Source organism: Microbacterium gallinarum, assembly GCF_014837165.1.
Taxonomy (GTDB): Bacteria; Actinomycetota; Actinomycetes; order Actinomycetales; family Microbacteriaceae; genus Microbacterium; species Microbacterium gallinarum.
Genome location: NZ_JACSPM010000013.1, coordinates 1 through 1265, shown reverse-complemented (window position 1 = coordinate 1265; position 1265 = coordinate 1). Strand labels below are relative to the sequence as shown.

Here is a 1265-nt window from a genome sequence, read left to right as displayed (position 1 = left end):
CGGAGCCTGACCCGGTTTCCCGGACGGTTCTTGTGTGTTGATCATGCCGCGATTTCTGCGGCGGTGTGAAGTGCTTCGTAGTCGGCGGGGCTGAGGTCGCCCAGGCTGGTGTGCCGGCGGCGGGGGTTGTAGAAGCCCTCGATCCACTCGAACATCGCCGATGCGAGCTCTGCTCGAGTGTCCCAGGTGGTGCGGTCCAGGAGCTCGCGCTGCATGGTCGACCAGAACGACTCGATGAGCGCGTTGTCGACGCTCGACGCGACTCTGCCCATCGATCCGAGGAGCCCGGCCTGCCGCAGCCGGTGCCCGAAGAGCCAGCTGGTGTATTGCGCGCCGCGGTCCGCATGAACCACGGTGCCGGGTTCGGGTCGGCGTCGCCAGCGTGCCATCTCGAGCGCGTCGACGACGATCTCCGCGGTGATCCGATCGCTGATCGACCAGCCCACGATGCGGCGGGAGTATGCGTCGATCACGGCGGCGCAGTAGACCCACCCGTCTTTCGCGCGGTGCTGCGTGATGTCACAGAACCAGAGCCGGTTTGGTGCGTCAGCGCGGAACTGCCGCTTCACGAGGTCCTCGTGCGTCGCGGTGTCCGGCTTCCAGCCACGCCGTTTGCGGCGATGCGAGACTCCGATCAGCCCGTCCGCGCGCATCAGGCGTGCGACGCGTTTGCGGCCGACCCGGACGCCCAGTCCGAGCCGCAGCTCGGCGAGTACCCGGGGCGCCCCATAGGTCTCGCGGGAGTCCGCGTGGATGCGGCGGATCGTGGTCGTCAGGTCGGCATCCGCGACCTCCCGCGCCGACGGTGATCGGCCCGCCCAGTCGTAGTAGCCGGAGGTCGAGACCTTCAGGAACCGGCAGGCCACCGCGACGGGAACACCGTCAACGGCGAGCTCCTGGACCAGCCGGAACCCTATTTTGGGAGCACGTTCTCCCTGGCGAAGTACGCCGACGCGCGCTTGAGGATCTCGTTCTCCATCTCCAGCACCCGCAGCCTGCGCCGCAACTCGACGAGCTCCTTGTGCTCATCGGTCGTCAGGCCGGGCTTGCGACCGCTGTCGACCGCATCACGTTTCATCCAGTTGCGAAGACAGGACTCGCTGATCCCAAGATCACGCGCAGTCTGACCGACCGGGTTGCCCTGGGCGACCAAATCCAGGGCTCGACGCCGGAACTCCGGCGAGTGGGCAGCAGGCATCTCACGGACTCCTTCCGAGACGATCATCGCCTCAACTCAGGTGTCCGGGAAAGCGGGTCAGGTTCCG

General features: G+C 67.0%; 2 protein-coding genes. Both read right to left on the bottom strand.

From position 1 onward, the window contains the following. Window positions 1–41: 41 nt before the first annotated feature. Window positions 42–866 (bottom strand): IS3 family transposase, encoded by an 825-nt coding sequence (locus H9622_RS15690; protein WP_318247152.1) that lies wholly within the window; start codon window positions 864–866, stop codon window positions 42–44. Between the two features lie 47 nt (window positions 867–913). After that, the gene (locus H9622_RS15685; protein WP_191767366.1) at window positions 914–1198 is read right to left on the bottom strand and encodes a transposase; all 285 of its coding nucleotides are present in this window, start codon (window positions 1196–1198) and stop codon (window positions 914–916) included. Window positions 1199–1265 lie beyond the last annotated feature (67 nt).

Excerpts from the sequence above, each read along its gene's own strand:
- H9622_RS15685 (WP_191767366.1), bottom strand. The coding sequence starts at position 1,198 with ATGCCTGCTGCCCACTCGCCGGAGTTCCGGCGTCGAGCCCTGGATTTG.